This window comes from Bacillus sp. TE8-1 (assembly GCF_008368855.1).
GTDB classification, from domain to species: Bacteria; Bacillota; Bacilli; order Bacillales; family Bacillaceae_G; genus Bacillus_A; species Bacillus_A cereus.
Genome location: NZ_QPET01000035.1, coordinates 1 through 8,033 on the forward strand (window position 1 = coordinate 1; position 8,033 = coordinate 8,033).

Consider the following 8,033-nt stretch of genomic DNA (forward strand, 5'->3'; position numbering starts at 1 on the left):
TTTCCTCTTGTTGACCCGTTGTTTGAATTCTTCCAAATGGTAATTCCTACGTATCAAACCCAAGCCACATTTTATTAAATTTTAAATTTGTATTCAGAATTTTTCCGCCAATTATTTATTCCATTAAAGAATATAACATTTTACATACAGTAATTATTTAAATATGTAATATTTCATATTACATTACATGTATTTATAGATAATATAATTCAAGAAGTAACATTATTAAATTACTTTCTTCTTCCCATCCTTTCATATGAATTATTTAATTTTTTTATTTTTTATTTACATATTCGTTATACGAATCCAATATCTCTAGTAAGATCTCGTTAGATATTTGGAGAAAATAGTTATAATTCATCAAATAAAATATACCTAATCGCATATCTATATAGTGAGATACTACCTCATGTTTGTATACAAACAATTCACGATTTGCATACTGTATTAAGAGCCCTCCTATGACATAGAAATCTTAGTCACTTACTCTAAAAAATCCACACCCACCAATACCTCTGTAGATGTGGATTTTTAACTTTATTTAGAAATGTAAAATATTTAAAAATTCTATCTATGTAATTTATAAACTTACAAATTATAACGTAACTAATCCTATTCAACACATACATATGGCACTAGCAGTTTTTAATTTTTTATCATCTAAAAAAAGAATTATGTACTTTTATACCGATACATTCTAAATAATGGCACTTACAATTATTTAAGGATGTGAAATACTAGTGGGTATAACTCCAAATACTTTTTAGTAATTTCATGAATCGGGAAATTGAATCAGTTGTAGATTCATTTTTAAATAAGGGATATTTTATAATGTAGGATTATGTATTAATGAAGAAATAATTCTGTTTACAAGATCATCTGTTATCCACTCTGTTTGCATATCGTCGGAATCACTTTGATTCATCGAATCAATAAACTTTTTAAATTTCGGAAATAAGACTATGGAGGTAATCCAATAAATAGCATGGTTTGTCGAAAAGAAATGAAAAACTCCTTGTTCTTTCCCTTCCAATAAGATTTCTTTTAATTGTCCAAAATTCCCAATAATATATGGTTTTATTTTTTCTAATTGTGAACTTTCTCTGATAATTGCCTCATATGCAAGCGTTCCAATTTCAGGATGTTGTTTTATATGTGCAATAAAGAAAGTTAAATATTGTCTTAGAGCAGTTTTAGGATTATACTGCGTTTCTTCAAGAAAATTTGGTAGTTTTTTTGCAAAACCATATTTTTTAAATACCTCTAAGTAAAGGTTCTCTTTTCCGTTAAAATAATACGAAGCCATAGCAACATTCACCTTTGCTTCTTTTGCAATTTCTTGGATACTTGTACCATCATATCCACTCTCTCCAAATTTTTTCTTAGCCGCTTCTAAAATATTTTCAATTGTTTGTTCGCGAGATTTCCCCATTCTCTACACCTCATATTAAAATTAATGAATTTCAAAAAAATATTATGTGCTTTATATTACAACTTTTCCATAAGATTTAATTATATATTTCGAATAATAATTTAACAAATAATTGAATATTAAGCACTCCTTATAAAACCCTTTTCTCCCCACTAATAAAAAAAGGCTGGAGACTATCTATTTCAATAGTTAATCTCTAGCCTTTTACTGGAATAATTAAAAGTTAAAGGATATTGGATTTTTTAATCTCAATTATTTATTTTACCACTTGTACAGATGCTGGTTTCCACCCTTGATTCTCTACCCAATCAATATTAACCTTATATTTTTTATTACTTTGCTTATCTCGTATATTACCGTAGGCTTTATTATTACCATTATTTCCAATAAAATCGAAAATCAATTGGCTCTCCGGAACATCAACAGCATAAGAGATTGCTTTTTTCATCTCACTCCAATCTACTGTTCCTTCTTTAAATTTCATTTCAGGTTTTGCTCCTTGCTCTGTACCAATTGGCTTCCATGAAGGATTAGTTTGAGGATCCTTTTCTTGAGATACCGTTTTTTCTTCCTCTTTATTTTCATTTCCGTTCGTTTTTACCGTTTTTTCTACTTTTTGTTTCCCTTCTAACTGTGCTGCTTCTTTATCTTCGCTTTTCTTTTCTTCTATCTTTGCTATTTCTTTATCTTCAGTTTTCTTCTCTTCTATCTTTGTTGCTTCTTTACCTTCAGTTTTCTTCTCTTCTATCTTTGCTGTTTCTTTATCTTCAGTTTTCTTCTCTTCTATCTTTGCTGTTTCTTTATCTTCAGTTTTCTTCTCTTCTATCTTTGCTGTTTCTTTATCTTCAGTTTTCTTCTCTTCTATCTTTGTTACTTTCTTTTCTTGAGCAATTGCTTTCGTTGATATATTAGAAGGGGTAAACAATTGGTATGTCACTATACCAACTGTCACTAATACCAAAGTAAATGCAATATTAAAAATTGCCTTTTGACGACGATTCTGTTGTTTTTCCTGAAATCTGCTTACTTGTCCCATTCTTCAAACCTCCGTGTTTACTTTCTCCTCTACTCTTTATGTATTATCCCTAAAATTCTTAATATTTTTATTAAACAATAGAAATAAACTACACTTTCCATACAGGATTTCATATCATAATAAAATTTGTGTTTTTTCAAGCATCTGACATATGTTATTCAAAATAGTTTAATACATTAAAAATTGATAAGCTTCTGCACTTAAGAAACCTTCAATTTTATTCAAAGGTGATTCCAATTACGTCCACATTAGATCTCCTGTAGAAAGCTTTTTAACAATTAAGCCTCTTCTTCCCTTATTTATAATTTTTAAATTAAATTTCCCTCTATAGTATAATAAAGATGTTTCGTTTTCTAATGGGGTATGTCGTAAAATCAAAAGAGATTTTATCTCTTTCACCTTCTTTTCAGAGTAAATTTCACCACTAGGAAATTCTATTATTCCTAATGTAATCTTTAATTCGCTCTCCTCAAAAGTCCACTCTTTATTAAGTTCTCTTATCCTTTGTATAAAGCTTCTTTTGGTTTGTCCTATATAGAGCAATGTTACATTCTTAGCATATACTCTAGAGATTGCAAATAGCCCCTTCTTAGAAGCTTCTTCCCTATTATAAAAGTCATTTATACTATACATGCCATACCACTTAATATGTACTGTTTCTATGAATCTCACCTCATTTTTAGACAATATTATAATTTCTGAATGTTCGAATTATTATGGGTACATATGCTTGATTACTTGAATTATAAATTGTGCTTTTCAATAATACATTTTATTATTACTAATTTCAATAATGAAGAAAAAATACAATATTATAGTTTAATTACAAAGCTGTATAAAAAACAAAGTGATGTCGTGCCACATATTTCCTTTTTTTATAATATCAAACTATCGCGAACAAAATTTAGAAAGTTATGGAATAAAAATAGAGATGTTTTTGCAACTCATTGATTTTTACCAAACACGTATAAAAACCAACAATATGAAAATAAACGACTGGCTAAATTTTTACTTTCAATAAAATAAAAAAGAACCTGCAAATTTGCAGATTCTCCTGATAATGATTTATATGAGTAAGACTCGGAAATATAATACAATGATTCAAAAATAAGTTCAAGTAAATTCAAAGAACCCGCTGGAGTTCGGGTTCTTTCAGAAGTGATGATGTTTTCTCGGATTTGCAAAGTGAGAAAATACAAGAATATAATACATCGAGATTTAGAGAATTTCAATACTTAAATTAGAGGTTATTTTAATATGATGTAACATCAGCATTTTGGAGGAATAGCAATGAATACCTTATACATTTCCAGTCTACATAACGCTTTATTATCAGTAGAAAGAAAAAGTAAATCCCTACTTTCACAAGAAATCCGCCTTTTTACTCTATTCATTTTTTGATACATTCCCATCCACGGTTTTAGGGTTCTCTTTTGTACTGTGTTAGCCGAAAAATTTTATAAATCATAATTCGTTTTTCCTCCACCTGTTTCACCCTTTCTACACCCTAGTTTTACAAAATAAGAGGTCATCAAAACTTATATTTATTACTTTCTGTTATCTCCTCTCTCTTGTTCTATGCATAGTCTATTTGAATTTTTATTAGCTACTAAAAAATTTACAGGACGATTAGAAAAAGCCAAGTGCATTGCACTCGGCTTTATGGTCGATTAAACATTTTTACTTCAGACGTATTAAACTGATGTAGATAGTCTTTAGTAGAAGTATAGCCTGAATTCATGAGTGTTTTCTTTTCTTCTTCTGTGATATCGAAATTAAATGACGGCGTAAAGAATGTATTGATAAATACAGTGCGGGCAGCATCTTCTTTGGTTGTTTTTCCACTCTCATGACCTTTGATCATGGTTTGAGACAAATTCCATGCAAAATGAATAAGAGAATGGCCAATATGATGTTCTGTTGAAGTTGCGATATGTTTTAACATGGCAACCTCGGCCTGAGATTCTAAACGGAAACCTAGTGTTTCTTTGTTGTAGACAATTTCATCTGTAGGATCAAAGAAAGATGCATTGTATTTCGTGTGTAAGCTTCTTAGTGTAGAATGATCCTCCATATTGCTTATCAGTTTATTAACCTCGTCAATCGTATCTGTGGTCGTGAAGTGTTCTTCCTTATTCACAAAACTTTTCCGATCAAATAAACGAATTGGGTAGTTATCGAGTACACCTCCGTCTACATAATAATCTTTATCCCATTCCACAGATTTAAAAAAGAATGGGATGGACATCGAAATCCGCACAGCAACTACTAACGGGACATCAGGTGTCGTTTCGCGAGAGAACGTACGAAGCTCGTGTGTAGAAACGTTCGTTCCTTGGAAAAACACGTCTTTTCCTGTTTTGTCATACAACTGCTGAAAAGTTGTGTCCTTACTCCCTGTCCACTTTTCAACAATCTTTCCTACCCACTCAGTGAAGAAATCCCCTTTATAGATACCAAAACCATCAAAAAATAAACGAATGTTATCTTGTACAATAGAAAAATCATCATCTTTAAACGCTTTGAAATTCATGTCTTTGTGGATTTTTACAAGATCTGCGAATGGAATAGAAAGACCTAAAAGTAATGCAGTAATCGCTCCTGCTGAAGTACCCCCAAATCGTTGTATTTCTGGTAAAATCCCTTCTTCATTTAGTGCACGGATGGCACCTATATAAGCGCTTCCCTTTACCCCGCCACCTTCAAATACTAAGTTACGAAATGGATATGCCATTATATACCTCCAATAGAGAAATTTTCGATCTGTTATAGTATCGGAATTATATTGAAATATATTCCAAATCTTATTAAAAAGGGTTCATGTCCTCCGATACGTATGGCCAAATTATCTTTATTTAATGGATGAATTGTTTGAAAGAGAAGGAATTTGCTTGGAATGGTAATTTAGTAGGATAGGAAACAGGAAGCGGAGCGCATCTTTGGATACACTGACTAATATCCCCTTTTGAAATTGTATATAACGTAACTTCTTTTCCAATGCATCCTCCTAGTAAAATCACGAGTAAGAAATCAAGGAACAACCTATATTTCATAAAGTCCTCACTCTCTTTAACATGCAATCCAGTAAAATATTTTTTTTCAAATACGTAGAAATATGGTTTAACCAGTAATCAATGATCAGGTCTTCTTAACTTAAGTAAACCTAAATCTATTTGTCTCCATACAGAAAGAGATAAATAGTTTTGTTCCTATTCATGAAATAGTACAATATATGCAAAATTACATATCTAATTAATTGCTTTTAATGTTATATTTTAATAGCGATGAATGCTATTATTTCATAAGTTGTCAACAAGCGTTATGTATGTATGAGAAAAAGGAAGGAGCCAAATAGGCCCCTTCTTTTTTCTACTAATTAACTAAATTACTCTCTGGTAAAAATTTAAATAGTAATGCTCATTTACAGGTGTCTCATTATGCATTAAACATGCTAACTTTGCTTGCTGTCGGAAAAATTAACAACGATAGCATTAAGTTATTAAGAGACAAAAATTCATCAACACGAAGACAGATTTGTCTTGGCTAGATAAATTTGGTGATAAATACAGGAAGTAACTCTTACGATTCAATGATTCTTTTTCCTGCCTTCTACCCTTGCCACTTCTGTTTCATGACTTGTAAATAGAGATCTTCAAACTCGTTAAAATGGACGCGAAAAACACCTAATGTATCGATATAAGCAGAAATCACATCTTTTTCATTAAAATGGATACCTTCCTGTGCTAAGTCATAGCTATCATTAAGGCTGTATAAATCAAAATATTCTTCTTCCCAATACAGGCCTCTATTTACTAGTAATCGAGTAGAGCAAGTAATAGCTTGTTTAATATTCCATTTCTGAGCTACTAACTTTTCATTTAAGACTGAAAGAAGGATGTTTACCGAGGGGTTTTCATCAACTATGCGGCTATATGACAGTAAAGCCGATTCTATATATATCAGCTTTGCTTTAGACATTAAAGATATCTCCATAATTTCATATGGCGGGTGATCATTTGCTTCAATCAACCTATCGCACCATGAAATAACCTCCTCTCTATTCCAAAGTCCGCAGCCTAGTCCTAATGCATACAAGTGGGCTAAAGTTTGATAAGATTTCAATATGTTTCACCTTCAATTTAACTGTATAGTGGTATTGCATTCATTTTGGAAATAATCACGCTTAGTAATAAATATAATAAGCTGCCCAAACGGACAGCTTATTTGCATTAAAAACGCTACACATGAACTTTTGCTTTTTTTCGACGCACAAGCCACCAAACTAAAGATAGCAGTACTAGGGGAAACGGAAATATCTGAATAAACAAAAATACTTCCCAAAAATCGTGCATCGTACTACCAGGGGAATCTGTTGCCATCCCGCCAATAAAAAAAGACAATGGAATGACAAGTATATTTATACCTAAGCTAATCATTAGGAATGATAGATTTTTCTTCCAGATTACTGGTAATGCAGCCACGATTAATAAAACCAATGCAGTACCCAGTATAAGAAACAGTGCTCCAAATAAAAATACAAAGTATAAAATAACATTGATTAAAGGTTCCACAATAGCCCTCCTAAGGATTCATTTTATAGAAACACTCATGTTATTTAGAAAGTCAGGATGCTATACCTCTTAGTTGTCTTTCAATTTCTTCATCGCTATAGTCTTCATTTATCTGCTTAGAATACTTAATCTACTTGCTTATATTCTGGACTGCGTTAGGACATATGTTTCTATTGTACAACCAGCTAGCAAGAAACCCACACTTATCCCTGCTAATACGGTACCTTTAAAGGCTCTGTTCATATTCATTTGCCCCTTTTATCTTTTCGTATTTTTTCTCCATCCATAGACAGTCCATTATGAACGTTTTCATTATAAGTATTGTCTGCTCCTTACTATCTGTTTCGGCCCTGATTCTTCTCGTTTACCGTTTCAGTATTACGCTTCAATTCGCATTATCATCACATAAAAAGGACATACCTATTCATATATATACCTTTATTATTTTATATTGAAATAAATAATGGTTCAAAGTTATTTTGTGAAAATTATACAAAAATTAATAATTCATCGATTACCCAACAATAGATAATATGGATAAAGAAAAAATACTAGAGAATATCACATTGTAGTAGTCTCTAGTATCTTTTCATAGCATTTTAGCGGCTATGCAATACGGAGGGATAAAAAAGGACCTCTTACGGAAAGATAAGAGGTCATCAAAAAGATAAAAATGTTGTATTTGAAACACGCGAGTTTCTAATTCACATTATAACACAATATATTCGTATATTCAATATATACATTAAAGATAAGGAATATTACATCATTGAAGATTACGGTGAACCAGGAGATAGTGTTGAAAATGAACCTACTTTGCGCAACATTTTCCCGAAAAAGTATGCGGATGTCGCACCTGCTAAGACATTTTGAATAATCTTTGCAGCTGCTACATCAACGGGTAATTTATTGTATTTCCAATCTAGAGAATCAATTGTCCAATCCCATACTTTTAAAACTAGTGAAATAGATCTTTTTAATTACATACTTAATT

The 8,033-nt window shown here is 31.2% G+C and carries 6 protein-coding genes and 2 pseudogenes; 1 reads left to right on the top strand and 7 read right to left on the bottom strand.

Annotation, left to right across the window (positions count from 1 at the left end; translation table 11 throughout):
- Positions 1–826: 826 nt before the first annotated feature.
- From DN404_RS27330 to DN404_RS27370, 6 genes are all read right to left on the bottom strand, one after another.
- Complete coding sequence (locus DN404_RS27330; protein WP_149215705.1) at positions 827–1,432, bottom strand: TetR/AcrR family transcriptional regulator; 606 nt, start codon at positions 1,430–1,432, stop codon at positions 827–829.
- 256 nt (positions 1,433–1,688) lie between these two features.
- Positions 1,689–2,468 carry a YrrS family protein gene (locus DN404_RS27335; protein WP_149215706.1) on the bottom strand — a complete coding sequence of 260 codons (780 nt, stop codon included), beginning with the start codon at positions 2,466–2,468 and terminating at the stop codon, positions 1,689–1,691.
- Positions 2,469–2,705: 237 nt separating this feature from the next.
- The gene (locus DN404_RS27340; protein WP_025709602.1) at positions 2,706–3,140 is read right to left on the bottom strand and encodes a hypothetical protein; all 435 of its coding nucleotides are present in this window, start codon (positions 3,138–3,140) and stop codon (positions 2,706–2,708) included.
- A gap of 988 nt (positions 3,141–4,128) precedes the next feature.
- Entirely contained in the window at positions 4,129–5,202 is a 1,074-nt protein-coding gene (locus tag DN404_RS27350) for a patatin-like phospholipase family protein (RefSeq protein ID WP_025709603.1), read from the bottom strand.
- Between the two features lie 875 nt (positions 5,203–6,077).
- Positions 6,078–6,590 (bottom strand): hypothetical protein, encoded by a 513-nt coding sequence (locus DN404_RS27365; RefSeq protein WP_000844534.1) that lies wholly within the window; start codon positions 6,588–6,590, stop codon positions 6,078–6,080.
- 116 nt (positions 6,591–6,706) lie between these two features.
- Positions 6,707–7,039 carry a hypothetical protein gene (locus DN404_RS27370; protein WP_113304744.1) on the bottom strand — a complete coding sequence of 111 codons (333 nt, stop codon included), beginning with the start codon at positions 7,037–7,039 and terminating at the stop codon, positions 6,707–6,709.
- A 747-nt stretch (positions 7,040–7,786) separates the two neighbouring features.
- Here DN404_RS27370 and DN404_RS31090 point away from each other — a divergent pair.
- Positions 7,787–7,894: pseudogene (locus DN404_RS31090) on the top strand (peptidase M56); the annotation flags it as partial.
- Here DN404_RS31090 and DN404_RS27380 read toward each other — a convergent pair.
- A pseudogene (locus DN404_RS27380) lies at positions 7,882–7,995 on the bottom strand (polysaccharide deacetylase); the annotation flags it as partial. The pseudogenes DN404_RS31090 and DN404_RS27380 sit on opposite strands and share 13 nt — an antisense overlap.
- Between the last annotated feature and the right edge of the window lie 38 nt (positions 7,996–8,033).

What these genes read in the sequence shown, in the direction of transcription:
- DN404_RS27330 (WP_149215705.1), bottom strand. Translation starts at nt 1,432, where the DNA reads ATGGGGAAATCTCGCGAACAAACAATTGAAAATATTTTAGAAGCGGCT.
- DN404_RS27335 (WP_149215706.1), bottom strand. Translation starts at nt 2,468, where the DNA reads ATGGGACAAGTAAGCAGATTTCAGGAAAAACAACAGAATCGTCGTCAA.
- DN404_RS27350 (WP_025709603.1), bottom strand. Translation starts at nt 5,202, where the DNA reads ATGGCATATCCATTTCGTAACTTAGTATTTGAAGGTGGCGGGGTAAAG.